Below are 21,637 nucleotides of genomic sequence, written 5' to 3'. Positions count from 1 at the left end.
AGTTACCCTAATAAACTGATGATAATTGACTAATGACGTGGCTATTTGGCTGGCTGATTGGCTTTTTTAGGTTTATTCCAACCGTATTTAAATTTTAATATCGACATATTTAGGATAATTTATGACTACTATCGCAAAAGACACTGCCGTCAAGTTCAACTACACCCTAAAAGACGACGAAGGCAATATCCTTGACCAGTCTCCAGAAGGTCAACCGCTTGCTTACTTACATGGCCATAGCAACATCATCCCAGGTCTTGAGCAACAACTAGAAGGCAAATCTGCTGGCGAAAGAGTCAATGCCGTTGTAGAGCCTGCTGATGGTTACGGCGAATATCAAGAACAAGCGGTACAACATGTACCACGTGAAAACTTCCAAGGTGTTGAAGATATCCAGCCTGGTATGCAGTTTCAGTCAGAAGCGGGCGGTCAAGTTATGTTGGTTACCGTTACTGATGTAAACGACAAAGAAGTGACGGTTGATGCAAACCATCCATTGGCTGGTAAGCGTTTGACGTTTGATGTTGAAATTCAAGAAGTACGCGCAGCAACTGAAGACGAATTAAACCATGGCCATATCCATGGCGCTGGTGGCGTTGAGCACTAATCTCTTTTTGAGTTTAGCGTAGCATTATTAGCATGGTTAATATAATTAGACGAATACTTATTTATTAACGATAGTATTCTCGTTTAATTAGAAAAGGTCAGTAGAGCAATCTACTGACCTTTTTTTCGCACTAATTTTAATAAAAATTTTGTCGCATAAGTCGCTTTCTGAAAAATTACTCTTATAAGCATTATAAAGATTATAGACGTAACAAAGCCGCATAACGACAAGCATTATGCGGCTTTTATCACTAACCATCCATGTTAATGTTATTAGATACTTAATCCCGGAGCATCTTATAACGTTCAGGCATCTAGCCTTATCATCCCTAATCAGCAAACCATCTATCCTTGATGCGACCTTTAAGATACCAATCCCTAGTACCTATGAACCTTTTCGTTCAATCGTGCCGTACAGTTATAATCGCAGATTCACCCAAGGTTAGTAAGAGGTCTAAACGTCAATGCATGTAAGCATATGCTTACACGCATTTTTATTAGGAATGGGCAGCGCTCAAAAGATGCGATTCTTTATAGCTTTTCTTCTGGGCTAGCCTGCACTTTTGCATCAGCGCTAAGCATGATATAAGCGGCCTCTTTAATGAACGCCTCATCCTCAGGTAACTCAGGACGCTCACTTTCTTTCATCTGACTGCGCTCTTCAAATTTTGCATCCATCGCTGCTTGATAAGTATTCCAGTTAGCATAAGGACGCTCACCCGTTGCAATAAGACGCTTATTTTCAGCTTCCAACGAACGCTTCTCTATCAGCTGCATCTTAGCGCGGCGGCTATTGATATCGAGCGGAATTGGTTTTTTCTCATCTTCCATATCGCGAATATCGTTTAGCGTTGATAGATAAGCAAAATGTGGGTTTTGCTGCTGACGGATTTTTGATTGCTGATTTAACGTTGCTAACGTATTGGCAGAAAATTTACCTTCAGGCTTATAAGGAGCGGTTCTGATAGTATCCCAAGGTAAGGCTTTTTTCTGGGCGCGCTCGCCAAAGGTTGCATCATCGTAAATATTGACCAATTCAATATCAGGAACCACGCCTTTATTTTGCGTACTGCCGCCAGTGATGCGGTAGAACTTACGCTGCGTTAGCGTTGCTGTACCTAAAGCCAAGCTATCAAGCTGAATCTGCGCCGAGCCTTTACCCGTCGTTGTACTACCGACAACTAAACCACGACCATAATCCTGAATCGCTGCAGCGAAAATCTCACTAGCAGAGGCAGACGCTAGATTGGTAATAACGACGACTTTGCCATCATAAAGCTGCTCGCCACCATCGTCATCGCGGTAGACTTGAATATTGCCGCGATTGTCGCGAATCTGTACCAGTGGACCACTTTTGATAAAGAAGCCAAGCATCTTGGCAACTTCATCGAGCGAGCCGCCTGGGTTATTACGCAAATCAACCACCAGACCGTCAATATTTTCTTTATTTAACGCTTTGAGGGCTTTTTCGGTATCATCACTGACGCTACGGTACTCTTCGCCATTGCGGCGGGCGCGATAGTTGAGATAAAAGCTTGGTATCTCAAGTACACCGATACGTTTTGGGGTTTTGTCGATATTAGGACGTTGTACTTCAACGACGCGTTTCTTCACGCCCGACTCTTCCTGCTGAATAATATCGCGAACCACGGTTACATTACGGGCGCTCGCATCAGGGGTATTCGGTTGACGGACTTTGATAGTCACCGACGTGCCGCGTTTACCGCGAATCAAACCAACAATTTCACGCGTTGACCAACCAACCACATCGATCATGGTTTCACCGTCTTTGGCAATACCGACAATCAAATCATTGGGTTTAATCTGACCAGATTTAGCCGCTGGACCACCGTCTACCAAGGTGACAATGCGAGTATAATCAGGGTTTTTACGGTCAGGGCGAATAGAAACCCCAATCCCTTCTAACTGCAGACTCGATTGAATTTGCAGCTCGTTGGCTTGAATCGGCGCATAATAATTACTGTGCGGATCATAAGTCAACATTGCCGTATTTAAGATAGTCTCCATGATTTCATCGTCTTTCAGACGCGAAAGCTGCTCTTGCTGGCGTGATAAACGATTCACCAAAATCTCACTCGGCGTACGCTCATCATTACGTACTAAGTCTTGCCCGCGCGTAATATCGGGATTATCTAAGAAGACTTTTTCTTTCGCTTTCTCATCTTCTTGACCCAAGGTAATACTCATCAGCTGAAACTTAAGCTGACGCTTCCAATAATCGCGCTGCTCTTTTTTAGTTTTAAAGTGGCTGAGCTTTTCGCGGTCAAGCACGATGCTATCTTTACTGGTTAAATCAAGATCTGTCTTTAGCAGCTTTTTTGTCAAGGCAAAGTATTCGTTAGAGCGTGTACGATAACGCTCAAACACTTCTACACCCGCAGATAAGTCGCCGCGTTTTAGGCGCGCACCAAACTCATCGGCATATTTTTTCTTAAATTCATCGACATCAGATTGCAAAAACAAGGTATGGTTTGGATCGAGGCTATCGATATACATGGATAGAATCTCGCTACCCGTTGCGGTATCAAGTGGCTGATTGAGATAATGGCTACGATCTAGCAATGCCGCTACCTGACGGGTAGTGACCTGTTGCTCAGGCGTGGCCTTAAAGCCTGCAGTATTGCTATCAGCCATTGCGGTGCCATAGCTTTGGGTAAGAATAAGACCAGCGATACCCACTGACGCTGCACTGAGTAACCACTGTGCTGGTTGTTTTTTCATCATATATACCTAATTATTTTAAGTGAAAAGTATGCAAAATATGCTTCATAGTCCATTATATATACATCGGATACACGAATAGGCGCGCGGCTTATCCTACTATTTGTAGGAGTTTCACTCGCCTTTTTTTATCCAAATTACCCTAAAATGACTATAATTTTTATTCCTATTAAAAGTTATCTAATAAACGGCTATCCATAAAATCCGGCTATTTTTTACTCTGTTATATTTACCATTAAACCATGCGATACGCTAGCATTAAAAGCGCGTAAACACATGATAGTCATTTTAGTTTTATCGTTAAAAAATCAATCAATACTAGCATAGCTATAAATACGTCACTGTCTCAAACTGTATAAACAATCTTACCCGCAGCGTCGTTATTTCCTACTTACTAACGACCACAGCTTCTATCAATCACATTCGTTGCTCTAACTTAATAAATAATTAATTCATCAAAATATATCTTTTAAATCAATTCAGCCTCGACATTATGCTCATCTTATAATAACTGTCATAATATAACCAATATGGCACTAAGCAGCGATTGCAAATAGTGACCATAAATAATGCGCGTCATTATTCAATGCTTTTTAAGCTTAAGCGATAATATAACCTTAAACGATAATATAACCACATCTAACCTAATAAGGATCACGCAATGTACGGCGTCTTAATGATTGATATCGATAGTACCGCACTGACTGCTGAAGATGTCAGTTTAATCAAACAAGCACAAGTCGGCGGGGTGATATTATTTGCTCGCAATGTAGCAGACGCGGCGCAAGTTCGAACCTTGTGTGACGATATACGCTATCACAATGCTGATATCTTGATTGGCGTTGACCAAGAAGGCGGGCGCGTTGCTAGATTACGTCACGGTTTTACGCCATTGCCGGCTATGGGCAGGCTTGGTGAATTATTTAATCAAGATCCTAACCGCGCCCTGAGCCTTGCTTACGATTGTGGTTATTTGATGGCGGCAGAGGTATTGGCAGTTGGTATTGATTTAAGCTTTGCGCCGGTGCTCGACAGAGATGGTATCAGCCAAGTTATCGGTGACCGTAGCTTTCATCAGGAGCCGCAATCGATTATCGCCTTGGCAAGCCAGTTTATGCGTGGGATGAAAAACGCCGGTATGGCAACCACCGGTAAGCACTTCCCAGGTCATGGTGCCATTGCGCCTGATTCACATGTAGCAGAAGCCATCGATTCGCGCAGCTTAGATGAGATTATCAATAGCGATATGCAGCCTTTTGCACAGACGTTGCCTTGGCTTGATGCCTTAATGCCGGCGCATGTGATTTTCTCACAAGTCGATAATAAACCCGCAGGATTTTCAAAAATTTGGCTCAAAGACATTATTCGTCAGCAGCTTAATTTTGATGGGGTTTTGTTTTCTGATGATTTGTCGATGGCCGGCGCACAAGCTGCCGGTGATGTTAGCGCCCGCGTCAAAGCAGCGATTGAAGCAGGCTGCGATATTGCCTTAGTCTGTAATGATCGCGTTGCTGCTCACGAAGCGGCCAAAGCGGCACAAGAGCTGCCCTATCCTGACCAAAAACGTATCAAGACCATGTGTGGGCAGATACCTGTTTGGCAAGGCGATCTTGAATCGACTTGCCAGCAGTTTGATTATTGGCAACAGGCAAAAGACAACATATTGCAGACTTTCTTCCCTAGTCAACCAGAAGTGCAAGCTGAGTTAAAAGACCCTACTAATTATAAATAATCTTTGTTAAACGCTAAAGGCGCAATCAATAAAGAATTTAGGCAAAATAAAAACCGCACCTTATTAAGATGCGGTTTTTTTATATTAATAGGTCATTTAAGCTTATAAATAATTGATAAATGGTTATTAATTATTTGCCTTTGGGTCTAGAGCAGTACCACGGCTTGGATCATCTGAATCTGGTAATAAATCATCATTATTGCGATCTAGCGGATTCAAGTCTGGATTTGGCATAGTGGTATTAACACCGCGATCATCAGCATCAGGCATTAGATCATCATTATCGCTATCTAAAGGATTTAAATCTGGGTCAAGCGCACTTTTGCTAATGACCATACCATCGTTTGCATTGGCTGTTTCATCATAGACGACAAATTCAATACGGCGGTTGCGGAAACGACCTTGATCAGTGGCGTTATCAGCAATTGGATCCGTCTCACCCATACCTTTCGTCATCAGCTTACTTGGATCAGCACCTTGCGCGACTAGGTAATCCTTCATCGCTTGCGCACGCTCTTGTGATAATTTCATATTATAAGCAGCATCAGCAGTTTTATCAGTATGACCAATAATCATCAGCTTCATATTTGGTACTTGTTGCATAATTTTAACGGTATTGTTCAGCAATGGCTTGTTAACTTCTGGAATTACCGCTTTATCTACTTCAAAATTCACTACTTGTAGACTTAGCGCACGAGCTACATCGCGAGGATCAGGATCTTGACCAAGATTATCCATCGCAGCTTGAGACGCTGTTAAGCTATTATCAATCTCGCTCTGCTCATTTAGCGGACCTTCTGCTTTTACCGTCATAGCTGGTGCAGCCGCTTGTAAATCGGCAACCATTTTATCTAATGCCGCAGCATCAGGCGCATTCACGGTAATAGTATCGCCTTTAATCAACATACTGGCGTTTGGTACGTTTTTAACGATAGGGAGAATAGAAGCAAGCTGAGCGGCTGCAGGCATATCAATTGAGAAGTTATCATCGACGTCTGCACGGCAATTATTGGCTTCATCACCAAATGTGGCGGTCAAAGCGTCCATAACATTGCTCTGTAACGTCTCATTACCAACGTTCATACGGCAAGCGTATAGTTCACTGTTTTCACCAGTGGCGATACGCAATGATGCAGGTTCAATATCAGCGGCAACCACTGCTTGCCCGTCATTGGCTGCTTGCTGCTCAGTAGCAACTGGCGTACCGACTGGCTCAGGGTTGTCTTGACAACCTCTTAGCAGTGCCCACGCCAATGCACCCAAGATAATAAGACCAATAATCGGTAGCAGCGCTTTCATAAAGCTGCCTTTTTCTTCCTCTTCACGGCGGATAGGGTCAGTGCTGACCGTATCAGACAGACGATCACCAGCAGGTGCTCCAGCAATCATACCAGCAGGCAGAACCGTACTTGCCCATACAGGAATATGATGCTGGTAACTGGCAAGATTGTCATTTAGAAACTGTGGTACCGGCGTTGTGCCTGCCAAGCTTTTTATTTCATGATAGGCCAACGGCGCCGCCATCGCAATAAGACCACGAGCAGCGGTGGCATCGACGTTATGCTTGCCAGCAAGCTCACGAGCGATTTGATCGCGGTGCGCACCGTCAGTCCATACGCGGTCATAAAATCCTTGATCGTCACGGGCGATATTTTCATTAGCAAAACGACTATAAGTGTCGTTATCCGCTAGGCGCGCGGCAAAAATAGCATAAAACTGTTCAAGTAAATTTTTCTTCGCAGGATTGCGGTCATCTCCTAATACTGCAGGGCTCACCGTCCGCGTTAAGTGACTGATAATATCCATAGTGTCATTCCTCAATTAATCGTTATTTTTAGTAGCTTGCTATATATAAGAGTAGCTTGTTATATAAAATAAATTCTCAAAATTTGGCGTGTTGATATCGAATTGTTGGTATTGAATTGATAGATACTGAATTAATAAGCGCTTAATGACTGACAGCTGATTATTCATAATTAATAAGAAACCATAGCAATCAATGTCTAACAATACCTAAGCCACCTGTATTCAACTTTTGTTATTATAAAAGTATTAAGGATGCATTCACAATCAATAGGCTGTTGTGCAATTGCTACGTTAAGTAATGTTTCAGTTGTTACACGTAACTGCGATACCCTTAAAGTACAAATTACTAACATATAAACAGACGAAATCTCGCTACTCCGTAAGCTAAGCAGTCATTTTCAACAAGCATTTATTATGACAATTTTTATTCCTACCATGTCTACTTAGCTATAAGCAGAAAAAAGGAGGACAGTTAATTATTGCTACTGCCCTCCTTTTAGCTATTTACTTTGAGTTCATTACTTCCTATACATCTCTTATTGTAGTCTTATTCTAACTTTAATTATCTTCTGACTTGGGCAGGTTCCGCCACGATAACACTGCTTGCCATATCATCAACTTCAGATTCTGAGAAAGGTCCCGGCGGCCTGGTAGATGCTGGACGTTCGTTATTTACAGGCGCATTATTCATAGGAACGTTATTCATGGCAGCGTTATTGCTAGGTTGGTCATACATAGGCGGATTATTAAAATCATTATTGCGCGCCGGTGCTGGCATCACGCTATCACCTGTATCATCGTCCGTAGCTTGATAATCATTATTGCCGTTAACATTGTTATTAGCATTGTAGTTGTTAACATCGTACTGATTGTTTGCGCCATTCATATCAGCAGCTCCCATACCGTCATTATTAGATAATGGCAGCGGCGCGGTACTATCAACCATCATCGTAGGTACTAAAGTACGAATATCTGTAGCCAGTTGCTGCAGCTGCATGCTATCTGGCGCTTCCAACATCATGCGATCATTTTGCAGCTGCAAACGAGCAAATGGGGTCGCTCTTAACAGTGTCAAAATATTGGGTAGTACCTTTATAGGCATATTGGCAATATTATTCGCAATGCCTTCTTGCACTGTAAATTGACACATACCCGCCTGCTCACCAAAGCTACTATTAAGCGCTTGTTGCAGCGTATCTTGGAGTGCAACATCACCGACAGAGGCAGTGCAGGTATAAAGATTGCCACTATTATCTACGCCAACGATAAGCTCAACCGGCGTTAAGGTTTGCGCTGGCGGCTCAGCGATAGGCGCTATTACAGCAGGCGCAGTCACAACTGGCTCTACAGGCGTTGCCTTATTAGGCTTAATTAACAATGCCCATACCAACCCAATCGCTGTAATTGCCGCCAGTAATAAAAACACTCTTATCAATAAATCATTGCGTTGGTTACGTGTCCGTACTTTCTGGCGCTTAAGACTGCCGTTTTCTGCTAAGTGGTGCTCAGCAGGATTGGCATGAATAGCGCTCGTATCTAGACTGTTATCAAAACTTTCATTAGCAAGTTCTGCTGCCTCGTTTGGTTCTATTGCTAGGTTTGATTCTGTTACCACGTTCGCAGAAGAAGTCATCCTACTTGCTGCAGTGGCATCATACTTATTTAATGAAACAGGAGCGTCTGTTATATCTGCTACCGCGCTTTGAGCATTAAACAGCTCATCCTCATCATGTTGCGCCGCGGTAATCAATGGAGCCGACCATATCGGCAGGTAATGACGAAATGACGGTTGTTGGCTTTGCAAAAATGCCGGCAAAAACTGTCCGTTTGCCATTACTTTAAGCTCGCGATAAGCCAAAGGTGCTGCATTCATAATAAGCTTCGTGGTAGTCACCTCATCAACATGATGGGTCGCTGCAAGCTCTTGGATAATGGTTTGGCGCGAGTTTGGTGCTTGCCATAACTGCTCAAATAACGGTGTCTCTACCATATTGTCATTAGCAATCGGCTCATCATCACGCAGTAACTGCGAGCAAATTTGGGGTAACGCCAAACGCGCCGCCAACATGGCATAAAACTGTTCTAATAAGCTAACATGAGACACGCTGCCGTTATCAACTTGACCAGTATTGTCGTCATTAACGTAGACGCCGCTAATATTGCCGTCATTACTATAGCCACCCAACACCGCTGAGGTCACTGTTTGTTCTAATTGGTCGATGATATTCATAAGTTGTTGCCTTTGTCGGCGTTGATTTAGGATATGTAGCAGCGATTTCTTTTTTTGACTTCAGTTTTATACGCTGTAGACTATAGCACGGTTATGAAACTGCGCGTTTAACTGGCCAGCCGTTAACAAGTAATAGGGGCATATAAATTGCCTGCTATTTATATAACGCTTTATTGTTATTTAAATGGTTATAAATCTAAATAAATATCGCTTACTATTTGCTTGTTTTTTGGTTAATTTTCATTCTGTCGTTAAACTTTACGGTCAGTATACGAAGCATTACTTAGTTGCCTGTTGCGCTGTTATATTATTCAATATAAACGATTATTAAAGCATAATTTTGTCGTCTATTGGTTTTTTGCCTTAGCATCACTGTTGGTTTCAGCTTTAGCTATTTATCACCAACCATATTTAGCTATTACGTATCCAACTTATTTGGTCTTTAAGCACTACGCTCTATAACAATGCCTTCTATCAGGCTCGGCCTAAGGACTCTCCTTTGTTTAACCATACGACGCTTATTATCATAATTACCGTTATTGTCAGTCTATTGGCATGGCAAAACAAAACCTTGTTTAATCGGCTGATTTTTTATCCGCCAGCGGTGAATAATGGTCAATGGGATCGCTTTGTGACCCATGGTTTTATTCATGCTGATGGAATGCATCTGCTGTTTAATATGTTCACCCTATACTTTTTTGGTCGTGCGATCGAAGGTCTGTATCAGCCATTTTTATTCGGTTATGGTTTCGTGGTTTTTTATGTGCTGGCTATCGTTGTCGCGATGATTCCAAGCTATATTAAAAACAAAAATAGTGCTAGCTATCTAAGCCTTGGAGCGTCAGGCGGCGTATCGGCGGTACTGTTTGCTTTTATTCTACTAGCACCGTGGGAAAAGATTTATCTATTTGCCGTTATCCCTATTCCAGCGATATTGTTTGCAGTTGCTTATATTGCTTATAGTATTTACGCCGATAAACGCGGCGGCTCAAATATCAATCATATGGCACACATGTGGGGCGGCGCGTTTGGGATAGTTGCAACTATTATTTTAGAGCCTCAAGTTCTACCGCACTTTTTAAATGCGCTATTGTCTCCTGGGTTTTAAGCTAAATAGTAAAACCGAGTAATCAAGCTTATAAATAAAGTTCAATAATGAATATCGAAATGAAAGCTTGGTTTATGAGGGCAGTTTAAATACTTGAGCCAGTATTAGTTCCGCTAAGCGTTTTGCGCAAACTTACATTCAATAAAATATTTAAGAATTTGATAATTATTATGATTATAGATGTGATTGGTGATATTCACGGTTATGCCGACAAGTTAGTTGGTCTACTAAAGCAGTTGGGCTATGTTCATAATGGCACTCATTTTGTACCGCCAGCTGGTCATCGGGCGCTATTCATTGGTGATTTCATTGACCGTGGACCGCAGCAAGTAGCGTCGCTAGAGATAGTATTTGCTATGTTAGATGCAGATGTTGCCGATGCGGTGATGGGAAATCATGAATATAATGCACTAGCCTTTGCCATGCCTGACCCAGAGCAACCTGAGCGCTATTTACGCTCACATAGCGATGTTCATGTGCGCCAGCATGAAGCATTTTTAGCCGAAGTACCCTTTGGCTCAAAAGCGCATCAATATTGGCTGCAGCGCTTTTATGAGATTCCATTGTGGCTTGAGACTGACTATGCTTGCTTTGTACACGCTTGCTGGGATGTCGATAGCATGGCAGTATTAAAGCCGCTTTTGACTGCCGATAATTGCTTGACGACCGCAGCCGTTGTCGCCACGGCGCAAAAGCATAGCCCTGCTTATGAAGCGCTTGAGCGCGTGCTAAAAGGCGTAGAAACCGCGTTACCCGATGGTTTAGTCATGGTCGATAAAGATGGTGCGGCACGCTCGCAAGTACGCGTACGCTGGTGGCTTGATGAGCTGAATAAACGCACCATTCACGAGATTGCCCGTGCACCCAGCTCAGGATTGGCGCAAATACCAAGTGATGCCCTAGCGGAAAATATCGAGTTTGCCCTTAAAACCCATAAACCGGTATTCGTTGGTCATTATTGGCTGACCGGCGCGCCGCAACCCCTTAGCCCGCAGGTCGCTTGTACTGATTATTCAGCAGCGATTGATAGCGGTTATCTAACCTGCTATCAGCTCGATACCGAGCAGCCATTACCGCTTAAAGCTTATAATTTTGTACAATATCGCCATGATGAAGACTCAAAGATAAACGTATAAAATCAGCGTTATTTAGCCCGCTTTGCCATTAAACAGCAAACTTGGCTTTACGAAGGCAGCAAAACTTTTGTATGATGGTCTTTTTGAGGATATCAAAGCATGAGCACTACATCGGCTACCGTTACTACTGTTGAACAAATTAGTCCAATCACCTCTCCTGCTGGTCAGCCAAAAGTAGGTATTATCATGGGCTCACAGTCTGATTGGGCAACCATGAGTGCAGCGGCGCAACTACTTGCCGACTTTGATATCGCCTTTGAATGTGAAGTGGTGTCAGCGCATCGTACACCTGATAGATTGTTTGATTACGCCAAAAGTGCTAAAGGTAACGGTTTACAAGTGATTATCGCTGGGGCTGGCGGTGCGGCTCATCTGCCCGGTATGTGCGCTAGCCAAACGCCGCTACCCGTCTTTGGCGTGCCTGTAAAATCATCGATGCTCAGTGGTTGGGACAGCCTACTCTCTATCGTGCAAATGCCAAAAGGCGTGGCCGTTGGGACCTTAGCAATTGGTGCGGCTGGCGCGTATAACGCTGCTCTCCTTGCTATTCAGGTATTAGCATTGCACGATGAAACAATTGCGACTAAGCTGGATAATATGCGTCAAGCGCAAACCGATACCATCCTTGCTAGTCCAACACCGGGTATTATTAATCAGTAACACTAGCCAGATTGCATTAAGTTTTGGCAAAAAACCTCATTAACAGAAATGCAATTTTAACAAAAAAATATTGAGCACAATCATCTGATTCTTTACGCTAAATATCAAACCTGAATACCAAATCTAACAAGCAATGCTCTAAACTTGATATTTTTGATCAGATGCGTTCTACTAAACACAAGGTGCATACAGTGCACCTTTTCCTATTTTACTAGCATAAGTTTTATACCGTAAATTCCAGATATTAATAATCAAAACCCCTTATTCATTTTTAATGTAAAGAGCCTACCATGACTACAGCGAACGCTTATCCTGTTACCCAAACCATTCGTACCATCGGTATTTTAGGCGGCGGTCAGCTTGGTATGATGCTCGCCGAAGCCGCCATCCCGCTCGGTTATCAGTGTGTATTTTTAGAAGACAATGCCGAATGTCCTGCCAGCCTATACGGAAAAGTTTTTCATAGCGAGCAATTAGAAGCATTTATTGCCGCAGCTGACGTCTTTACCTTAGAGTTTGAAAATACCCCTACTACCACAGTTGAGCAATTGGCTAGCCTATCAAAATCTGGTAGCAAACAAGGCATGTTTCCGCCACCGATTGCCCTTGATATCGCCCAAGATCGCTTAAAAGAAAAGCACATGTTTAATGAGCTTGATATCGCCACCGTGCCATTTATGGCGGTCAATTCTGAGGCAGAATTAAAGCACGCTTGTGACGAGCTGGGCTTGCCTATTGTCCTAAAAACCAGCCGCGGCGGTTATGATGGCAAAGGTCAGTTTGTTATTAAAGAAGAAAGCGATATTAACGTAGCTTGGCATGAGCTTAAAGATGCGGTTAGTGGTAAAAGCGCACTGACGCCAACGCCTGCGCCACTTATTGCAGAAGGCTTTATTAACTTTAGCCGTGAAGTGTCTATCATTGCTGCACGCGCGCAAAATGGTCAAGTACGCTGCTATGATTTGGTCGAAAACCATCATCATAATGGCATATTGGCCAAAACTCGCGCGCCAGCCGTTGGTACCAGCCATTTGTTTCAACAAGCAACCGATGCCATTACCACTGTGATGAATCATCTAGGTTATGTTGGTGTGATGGCGCTTGAGCTGTTTGTGAGCAAAGATACTCGTGGTAACGACTATCTGCTTGCCAACGAGATTGCCCCGCGCGTCCACAACTCTGGACATTGGAGTATCGAAGGCGCGATTACCAGCCAATTTGAGAATCATATCCGCGCTGTGGTCAATCTGCCTCTGGGCGATACCGACAACGTCCACCCAGCGATTATGCTTAATGTATTGGGGCAGTATCCTGATATCAGCGCGGTGTTAAACATAGATGGGGCGCATTATCATAGCTACCATAAGGCGGAGCGTGAAGATCGTAAGATTGCGCATATTACCTTAATGCCAAACGACGTTGCTGACTTAGATATTGCCCTTGCTAAACTGGTTGCTGTCTTACCCAATAAAGTCGGTCTTGATAAAAAGTTAGCGCCTACGGTTACTGAGAACCCAGCAAAAACATTAGAGCAAGCAACTAACGCGGAAATAGACCACGCTGTAGAAGAGGTTGATATCAATGTTAAAGACAGCCAAACAGAGGCTTTAGGAGATATAAACGCATTATTAAACACAGATAAGGCCAAGAAATAATGCAGATTTGGGTAGATGCTGATTCAGTGCCACTGATTGCCAAAGACTTGATTATCAAAACGGCTGAACGTACGCAAACCATGGCGATATTCGTCGCCAATCAGCCCATTAAATTACGCAAATCACCGCTGCTCGTTATGACCGTGGTGCCATCAGGGTTTGATAAAGCCGATGATTATATCGTCGAACAAATCCAGCCTGGCGATTTGGCCATCACTAGCGATATCCCTTTGGCAAATGATATTTTAGATAAAGGCGGTATGGTTTTGACCACGCGCGGGATGGTCTATGATAAAAACAATATCAAGCAAAAGCTCAATATGCGTGATTTTATGGATACCATGCGCGGCACTGGCGTGCTCGAGCTGCAAGAAATGAGCGGCCAAAAACCCTATGGCGACCGTGATAAAAAAGCCTTTGCCGATGGTCTTAATCGCTTGGTGCGTTAATTTTCTTACTCATTATTTGACAGCTAACTTTTCTAACCTTTGTTCTAACTTTCTTATTCTTATAAATAGCAGCTTTTATAAATAGCAGGCTTGCAAACCGTATACACTCCATAACCAAATACCATGCAAACGGCACGCTTCATAACGAATTGTGCTCGTCATTCTTGTTACGCTATATGCAGATTTTAAAACACTTAGTTTTTGAACAACTGGTTTTAAGATGACGTTAACGTATATAAAACGCATATAAAAACAGGAATGATAATGAAAATTTTAGTAATTGGCGCCAGTGGTCGAGTCGGTACAGATTTGGTTAAGCAGTTATTAGCAGATAACCATGAAGTGATAGGCACAACCCGTCAAGATGAAAAACTATTTAATGATGACAATTATATTCAGTTAGATTTAGATATTACTGCTAAAAAAGAGGCTATTCAACATCAAATCGAGCAAGATATTGATGCCGTCTATTTTGTCGCCGGTTCTGGTGGTAAGGACGTCTTAGAAGTCGATTTACACGGCGCGGTTAAGACCATGCAAGCCGTAGAAGATAAAGGTATCAAACGCTATATAATGCTGAGTACGGTATTTTCATTAGACACCAGTAAGTGGGACAGCCCTGGTATTGCTGACCTAAAAGAATACTATATCTGCAAGCATTACGCTGATCAGTGGTTAGTCAATAACAGCAGCCTTGATTACACTATTGTGCAAGCAGGTGCGCTAAAAGAGCTTGCAGCGACTGGTAAAATCACTATCAACGATGACAATGCGGGTGAGAACTCAATTGAAGATGTGGCTACGACGTTAGCTGCGGTACTTGATGCCGACAATACGACTAAGAAAGTTTTTAGCATGCACAACGGTGAAACCGTAATTAATGAAGCGATTGCACAGTTATAGTAAATTTCATGCAACTATATAGTATGTACAGAAAGAAAAAGCGAGTAAGACTTCCGGTTTACTCGCTTTTATTATGATTGGCTATCGGAAAAAACGGCGGCTGCGTTATATTTATTACAGGGCGACTAAGACTAAGCCAAACCACTGGGAAAAGGAATCACGTCCTCTAAGCTGCTAGCGCCTGTGATGACCATAAGCAACCTATCAATACCAACAGCGATACCGCTGCAAGGTATCAAGTCATCAGACGCTGCTAATAAATGCTCATCAATTGGCATTTGTGGCAAGTTATGACGCCGGCGTAATTGATTGTCGCGCTCAAAACGTTCCCCTAAGGCCTGCCCATCTGCCAGTTCATCATAAGCATTGGCAATCTCAATACCATTAATATAAAGCTCAAAACGTTTAGCGACTGTATTACCGTCTTTATCCACCGCCGTTTTCGCCAATGCCGCAGTTGCAGGTGGATATTCTATAATCAACGTCGGCAAATCGTGACCCAGATTTGGCTCGACCGCATGACTAAATAATAAATCTAACCAACTTTGGCGAATACCCTCTTCGCTGTTGGCTGCGCCGCTTTCTGTACTATTAAAATCAAAGCCTGTTAAACCTTTATCTTCTGCCACGGCTTGTAGTGCCGCAATACCGGCAGTCAGCGGATGAATACCCACAAAATCCATGAAAGCATCGACGTAACGGTAATGACTTAGCACAATCGGATAGCCGTAAAGCGCTTCCAGTAGCTCGCCCAATTCAGCGGCCATATCATCCAGGCTATAGTTCGGCTGATACCATTCGAGCATGGTAAATTCAATATTGTGACGGATACCCATCTCATTATCTCGAAATACCGGACAAATCTGATAAATGGGCACCTGCCAGCTGGCAAGTAGGCGCTTCATGGCAAACTCAGGCGAAGTATGCAAATAATAGGTACAAGGTTTATCTTGGTAAGTAACCTGCGCGGCAACTGACTGCAAAAAAGTATCGGTATTGCCTGCTTGTGATAACAATGGCGTCTGTACTTCGAGCACTTGACGCGTGGCAAAAAACTGCCGAATATCACTCATAAATTGCGCACGTTTTTGTGCCATTGATACGGTCATGGTCGGCGCATAGCTAGGTTTCAAAGAAGAATTGCTTGCTTGGTTCATTATTATTTACTGTCATTTAAGAATAAAAAATAGATTTTGAAATGGTGTTTTAGGTTTTAAGCTTGCCTGACCTTTAAAACTAGCTAACTTTTAAAAGTGCCTAACTTTTACGATTGCCATTCACGGCGTAAGTGATAATCTCGGCGCAATTGATCAAAGTCTATACCCTTTACTTGCCCATCAGCTAACTTGCTTCGTAGTGAGGCATCATCTTGCATAATGTCATAAAACTTAATTAGCCTTTCGGGATGTGTCTTTAGCTCAGACCATAAAAACATATTGAGTGGTAATAGTGTGTGCATAGACTGCACAGGGCTGACGGCCAGTTTCTCACAGAGCGCATCATAGATAATTTGCGTACCACGTAGCTTACCTTCGACCGTATAACCGGCGATATGCGGAGTCGCAATCGCAAGTTTGGATAGCAACTGCTCAGAAATTTCTGGCTCATGCTCAAACACATCAAGCACCACTTGGCGTCCAGTACACTTAATATCTGCTTCTAATTCAGCTGCATTAATCACAGGCCCGCGCGCGCTATTGATTAATAAAGTCTCTGACGGCATTGCATCTAATGCATTTTTATCGATTAGATACCGTGTTGGATAATCGCTACCACTCGGGTGAGTATCATCCCTCTTATCAGTCAGTGGCACATGCAAGCTAATCACATTACTTTGGCTCAATACTTGCTCAAAGCTGGCATTATTAATATTCGATGCAGGCAGTAGCGGATCGTAACCCAATACCTGCCAACCTAAATCATAGGCATATTGAGCAAGAGTACTACCAATATTGCCCAGTCCGATAATACCCAATGTCACTGGCGCTATCGATGGCTGCCAATGCTGCGGGCACAAGGTTAAGATAGCGGTTAATACATATTGCGCAACCGAATGCTTACTGCAGCCAGTAGCATTGGCAAAGGTTATATTACGCGCTGCCAAATAGTCTTGATCGACATGATCGGTGCCGATAGTCGCCGAACCGATAAACTTAACGCTCTTATTATCAGCCAGTAGAGGCTCGCCCACTCGCGTCACTGAACGTATCAATAGTACATCAGGTTGACATTCGGCGAGCAATCGAGCATTGATAGCACGTCCAGCGACGGTAATAATGTTCACCGTGCGCATAGTCTCTTGCCCAAGCGTCGATGCATTAAAAAATTCATCGAGACTGGCAATATTGCTATCGGCAACGATGGTCAGAGGACGAATATTTTCATTAGTCATAATGCTGGCATTAGGCATCTTTAAACATCCCTATTTATAAAGGTTTATTATCAACAATCGAATTATTAGAAACGTATATTTTTATAGCGAACTTTATGCATTTCTCTTTTGAATTTATAAGTTGTCAGTAGAAGTTACTGTTTCATCTTCACTTTGCACATCAACTTTAGGTAACTTTCGACCGTCAGCCAACATCACTTCATGCTCAGCAAATAATTCATTCTTATGCTGTGATATCCACTCACGCCATACTGCAAGGCCAATTGCCAATACCACAGGACCGATGAATAACCCAACGAAACCAAACGCCGTAAGACCGCCCAATACTCCGATAAAAATAATGATAAAAGGGATTTTGGTCGCGCCACTGATGACGATAGGACGGATAAGATTATCAACCCAACTGATGACCAATATGCCCCAAAGCCCTAAACCGATACCTTCTACGGTATGGCCTTGGCTTAATAACCAAATAGATACTCCGCCCCAAACAAACGGCGTGCCAAAGGGAATTAAAGCAATGATAAAAGTGACGATGGTCAGTAAAATAGGACTTGGCGCACTAGCGAAATAATAACCAATACCAGCGAGGAGTGCTTGTGCCAACGCGGTCAGACCAATGCCATAAACCACTGCGCGCGTGGTCGTACCGACCGAATCAATATAACCATCGATGCGATTACCAATAACATTGCGTAGCGCTTGACGGATTTGACGTACCAAACTGGTGCCATCACGATAAAAGAAAAACAGTGTCATCAGCGCCATGCCAAGCTTAGCCAAACCACTGAATACCACATCAAATGCCACTTTGCCATAATATAGATGCGACTGCACCCACAGACGAAAGGCTTCTAACGTCCCTTCAGGATTCTTATTGATTCTCCATAGCACATCTTTGACTTGCTGACCGATGATTGGCAAGTCCTTTATCGAGTCAGGCACGTCTAAATAGCCAACTTTGATACGATAGACTAAATTAGTAATCAGGCTTAGCGCTTCTTGCTGCAAGATAAAAACACCGACGACGAGCGGCACACCAATCATAAGTATGATGCTCACCGTCATAATTGCGGCGCTAAGATTTGAGCTAAAACGAACTCGTTGATGAAAAAAATTATAAATAGGAAAGGTGACATACGCTAAAATTGCTGCCCACAGTGCCGGTACAATAAAAAACTGTACGACTTGGAAACACAATACAATCAGCACAACTAGCAAAGTAATGGCCAATAAGCGCTGAATAATAAATTCTTTTGTCCAGTTTTCGATCATAGCGTATAAACCAAGAGCGGGCAGCACACAGCCAATTCGGCTCTGCTGTAAAGTTTATAAATAGGTGGATAGAAATCACAGATTATGTCCATTATCTATATCCATTAGATAGTATTTTGCAGTGTAAATTTTGAGCAATAGGTTTGGTTGATAAGTTAAGTATCAAATAGTTGCGACAAATCACGCCAACAATAACGCTACCGTACCATAGAGCGCTCTGACAAACACCTTAATCAGCTATAAAAACAGTATTAATCTATAAAAATAGCTTGCGCTGATAAAAACAGTATTTATTCGATATCCGCCTACATTACCCGTCTATATTTACAGCGTAAAACCAAACCATAGCAACGGCTTATTATGCCTCAAAGCACACTAGATAAATAAGGCTATGTTGTAACCTTTACTTACAATTATCTTTACGTAGTAGGCACGAATATTGATATTTACTGTTGGAAGTCATCAAGTAAAACCATTCCTTTAAAACAATAGCTATTTATCGCCTTTTTGCTTTTTCTACTGACTTCTACTGTAATGACTGGCGCGCTAAATCAATGCTCAGTTCTATTTGTACGGATAATTGATGTTATACTAAAGGGATTAATTTGAACGCTTAAATGCTGCCAAGTTGGTGTGACCTTATTTATTTCTGTCATTATCAAACGTAGCGTTTTGAAAATTACCTCTTACAATCCTTATTTGCCCCCTACTCTAAACGGTCTTAATAATTTGCCTTTTAGAGCAGCGTTGCATATTTTGGTATTGTCGATGCGCATTGTATTAATGCCTATCCAAGCGTTGTGCTTAGCATAGATTCACTATTCAAGAATCGTGTTTTGAGAGCATGAGTATATACTTATATTTTGCATTAATTTTAAAAACTATTTTGATCTGGTTTTATTTGAAACCAAGACAGATTCAACACATTTAAACAACCTATTGATAGGAACAATAACAATGTCAAAAGACACTACAAAAGATACTGATAACCCCAATTCTAGTTCGTCAAATGACACCTATACGGCGTCTAAACCGCAAGAAAGCGTTACTTTTGCGCTAGCACAATCCCATTTTTTAGTGGGCGATATCACTGCCAATGCTGAAAAAATGCGCACGCTTGCAATACAAGCTCGTGAGCAAGGTGCGGATGTCATCATCTTCCCAGAGCTAGGATTATTGGGCTACCCACCGCAAGATTTGTTGCTACGCCCAAGCTTATCGGGCCGTATCAAAAGCGCGCTATCAAGCTTGAGTGATATAGATGACATCGTGATGATTGTTGGCTACCCGCATGTTGACCATCATGGTACCTTTAACTCAGCAGCAATTTTGCACAACGGTCATCAGAAAGGTTTTTATCATAAGCAAATCTTGCCAAATTACGGCGTATTTGATGAGCGTCGTTATTTCGATAAAGGTCGCAATCAAGTTTTATTTGACTATAAAGGTATTACTATTGGTCTGCTTATCTGCGAAGATTTGTGGGAAAAAGGTCCGATTGCCGAGCTTAAGAAACAAGGCGCTGACTTGGTTGTGAGCTTAAACGCTTCGCCATTTGAGATTGAAAAACAAGACAACCGTAAAACCATGCTGGCCAAACGTAGCCGCGAAAATAATTTACCGCTCATTTATCTGAATGCCGTTGGCGGTCAGGATGATTTGGTATTTGACGGTGGCTCTATGGCAATTCAAGCCGATGGCAGCGTTGCACATGAAGCGTCGCGCTTTATGAATCAGCTCATGCTAGCGACATTTGACGTAAAGACGGCAAAATTTGATACGCAAGCAAAAACGCCTTTATCATTAAGCCGTGAGTCGGAGATGTACCAAGCGCTAGTCGTTGGTTTACGTGATTACGTCAATCTTTCGGGATTCACTGGCATTATTGTTGGCTTATCAGGCGGTATTGATTCAGCCTTGACCTTGTGTATCGCTGTCGATGCGCTAGGCGCTGATAAAGTATATGCGGTGATGATGCCATACGAATATACCTCACAAATCAGCTTAGAAGATGCGCAAGCACAGGCCCGTCGCTTAAACGTTTCTTATACGGTCTGCCCAATTTTTGATGCGGTCGAAGGCATCCGTCATACCTTAGCGCCATTATTTAATAAATCACCTGCTGATACTACCGAAGAGAATATCCAAGCGCGCGCACGCGGTGTGGTGCTAATGGCACTGTCTAATAAATTCGGTCATTTGGTTATCACCACGGGTAATAAGTCAGAGTTAGCTGTTGGTTATTCAACATTATACGGTGATATGGCTGGCGGTTTTGATGTGCTAAAAGACGTGTATAAATCGCAAGTATATAAACTTGCTAGCTACCGTAACCGCTTAGAAGATACGCCGGTTATCCCTGAGCGCGTGATTACGCGTCCACCATCGGCTGAGCTGCGTCCTGATCAAAAAGACCAAGACAGCCTGCCTGATTATGATGTTTTAGATGGTATCTTAATGTCGTATATCGATGAAGATATGGGATATCAAGATATCGTCGATAAAGGCTTTGATGCTGACCTGGTCGCCAAAGTCATTAAAATGGTTGATAACAGCGAGTACAAACGCTCGCAAGCACCGATTGGTACCAAAATTAGCCATAAAGCTTTTGGTCGTGAGCGCCGTTATCCACTGGTGAATAAATGGTCAATCAAAGGCTAGGCTTTAACCACTGATTTATCATTACAACCTTTTAGATATGCCGTTATTTTTTAGAGTAACGTCTATTTAAATGACAAACTAAAAGGTTGGATAACTTTCAGTTTTTATATAATTTTATATAATATCATTCAAGTGTTTTATAATTAGCTGGGTGCTTCTTACCCAGCTTTTTTAGTTTTTATCGATAAATATTTTCATTATCTACTAGGGCGTGTCCCTAATCTGGAAAAGTAAGTTCAAAAGCCTTAAAATATAGAGACTATTTCAAACATGGCTCTCTAC

15 protein-coding genes are annotated in these 21,637 nt (G+C 42.6%); 9 read left to right on the top strand and 6 right to left on the bottom strand.

What is annotated here, in order from left to right; all coding sequences use genetic code 11:
- Positions 1-121 precede the first annotated feature (121 nt).
- Positions 122-607 carry an FKBP-type peptidyl-prolyl cis-trans isomerase gene (locus JMX13_RS04590; RefSeq protein ID WP_149490575.1) on the top strand — a complete coding sequence of 162 codons (486 nt, stop codon included), beginning with the start codon at positions 122-124 and terminating at the stop codon, positions 605-607.
- A 530-nt stretch (positions 608-1,137) separates the two neighbouring features.
- On the opposite strand, the gene JMX13_RS04585 is transcribed toward JMX13_RS04590, so the two are convergent.
- On the bottom strand, positions 1,138-3,348 hold the full coding sequence (locus JMX13_RS04585; RefSeq protein WP_201610088.1) for a carboxy terminal-processing peptidase: 2,211 nt from the start codon (positions 3,346-3,348) through the stop codon (positions 1,138-1,140).
- A 661-nt stretch (positions 3,349-4,009) separates the two neighbouring features.
- Between JMX13_RS04585 and nagZ the strand changes: the two genes are divergently transcribed.
- Entirely contained in the window at positions 4,010-5,080 is a 1,071-nt protein-coding gene (gene nagZ, locus JMX13_RS04580; RefSeq protein ID WP_201610086.1) for a beta-N-acetylhexosaminidase, read from the top strand.
- A gap of 126 nt (positions 5,081-5,206) precedes the next feature.
- Here the strand turns inward: nagZ and JMX13_RS04575 are convergent, their stop codons facing one another.
- Positions 5,207-6,886, bottom strand: coding sequence for an OmpA family protein (locus tag JMX13_RS04575; protein WP_201610084.1), 1,680 nt, complete (start codon positions 6,884-6,886; stop codon positions 5,207-5,209).
- A gap of 562 nt (positions 6,887-7,448) precedes the next feature.
- Positions 7,449-9,116 carry a hypothetical protein gene (locus JMX13_RS04570; protein ID WP_201610082.1) on the bottom strand — a complete coding sequence of 556 codons (1,668 nt, stop codon included), beginning with the start codon at positions 9,114-9,116 and terminating at the stop codon, positions 7,449-7,451.
- A gap of 499 nt (positions 9,117-9,615) precedes the next feature.
- Here JMX13_RS04570 and JMX13_RS04565 point away from each other — a divergent pair, with 499 nt between their 5' ends.
- The 6 genes from JMX13_RS04565 to JMX13_RS04540 all read left to right on the top strand — a co-directional run bounded on the left by JMX13_RS04565 (position 9,616) and on the right by JMX13_RS04540 (position 15,027).
- On the top strand, positions 9,616-10,224 hold the full coding sequence (locus tag JMX13_RS04565; protein ID WP_201610080.1) for a rhomboid family intramembrane serine protease: 609 nt from the start codon (positions 9,616-9,618) through the stop codon (positions 10,222-10,224).
- A gap of 170 nt (positions 10,225-10,394) precedes the next feature.
- Positions 10,395-11,360, top strand: coding sequence for a metallophosphoesterase (locus JMX13_RS04560; protein WP_201610072.1), 966 nt, complete (start codon positions 10,395-10,397; stop codon positions 11,358-11,360).
- Between the two features lie 99 nt (positions 11,361-11,459).
- On the top strand, positions 11,460-12,020 hold the full coding sequence (purE, locus tag JMX13_RS04555; protein ID WP_201610070.1) for a 5-(carboxyamino)imidazole ribonucleotide mutase: 561 nt from the start codon (positions 11,460-11,462) through the stop codon (positions 12,018-12,020).
- A gap of 290 nt (positions 12,021-12,310) precedes the next feature.
- Positions 12,311-13,675 carry a 5-(carboxyamino)imidazole ribonucleotide synthase gene (locus JMX13_RS04550; protein WP_201610068.1) on the top strand — a complete coding sequence of 455 codons (1,365 nt, stop codon included), beginning with the start codon at positions 12,311-12,313 and terminating at the stop codon, positions 13,673-13,675.
- Positions 13,675-14,124, top strand: coding sequence for a YaiI/YqxD family protein (locus JMX13_RS04545; protein ID WP_021814375.1), 450 nt, complete (start codon positions 13,675-13,677; stop codon positions 14,122-14,124). The genes JMX13_RS04550 and JMX13_RS04545 overlap by 1 nt, the downstream gene beginning before the upstream one ends.
- 264 nt (positions 14,125-14,388) lie before the next feature.
- On the top strand, positions 14,389-15,027 hold the full coding sequence (locus JMX13_RS04540; RefSeq protein ID WP_201610066.1) for an NAD(P)H-binding protein: 639 nt from the start codon (positions 14,389-14,391) through the stop codon (positions 15,025-15,027).
- Positions 15,028-15,158: 131 nt separating this feature from the next.
- On the opposite strand, the gene epmA is transcribed toward JMX13_RS04540, so the two are convergent.
- The 3 genes from epmA to JMX13_RS04525 all read right to left on the bottom strand — a co-directional run bounded on the left by epmA (position 15,159) and on the right by JMX13_RS04525 (position 18,694).
- On the bottom strand, positions 15,159-16,184 hold the full coding sequence (gene epmA / locus JMX13_RS04535) for an EF-P lysine aminoacylase EpmA (protein WP_201610064.1): 1,026 nt from the start codon (positions 16,182-16,184) through the stop codon (positions 15,159-15,161).
- A gap of 107 nt (positions 16,185-16,291) precedes the next feature.
- The gene (locus JMX13_RS04530) at positions 16,292-17,404 is read right to left on the bottom strand and encodes a 4-phosphoerythronate dehydrogenase (protein WP_201610407.1); all 1,113 of its coding nucleotides are present in this window, start codon (positions 17,402-17,404) and stop codon (positions 16,292-16,294) included.
- A gap of 129 nt (positions 17,405-17,533) precedes the next feature.
- Positions 17,534-18,694, bottom strand: coding sequence for an AI-2E family transporter (locus JMX13_RS04525; protein ID WP_201610062.1), 1,161 nt, complete (start codon positions 18,692-18,694; stop codon positions 17,534-17,536).
- A 957-nt stretch (positions 18,695-19,651) separates the two neighbouring features.
- Between JMX13_RS04525 and JMX13_RS04520 the strand changes: the two genes are divergently transcribed.
- Complete coding sequence (locus JMX13_RS04520) at positions 19,652-21,355, top strand: NAD+ synthase (RefSeq protein ID WP_201610060.1); 1,704 nt, start codon at positions 19,652-19,654, stop codon at positions 21,353-21,355.
- Positions 21,356-21,637: the final 282 nt, after the last annotated feature.

The sequence above is a fragment of the Psychrobacter immobilis genome, assembly GCF_904846285.1.
GTDB classification, from domain to species: Bacteria; Pseudomonadota; Gammaproteobacteria; order Pseudomonadales; family Moraxellaceae; genus Psychrobacter; species Psychrobacter immobilis_D.
This window is presented reverse-complemented; position numbering and strand designations above follow the sequence as displayed.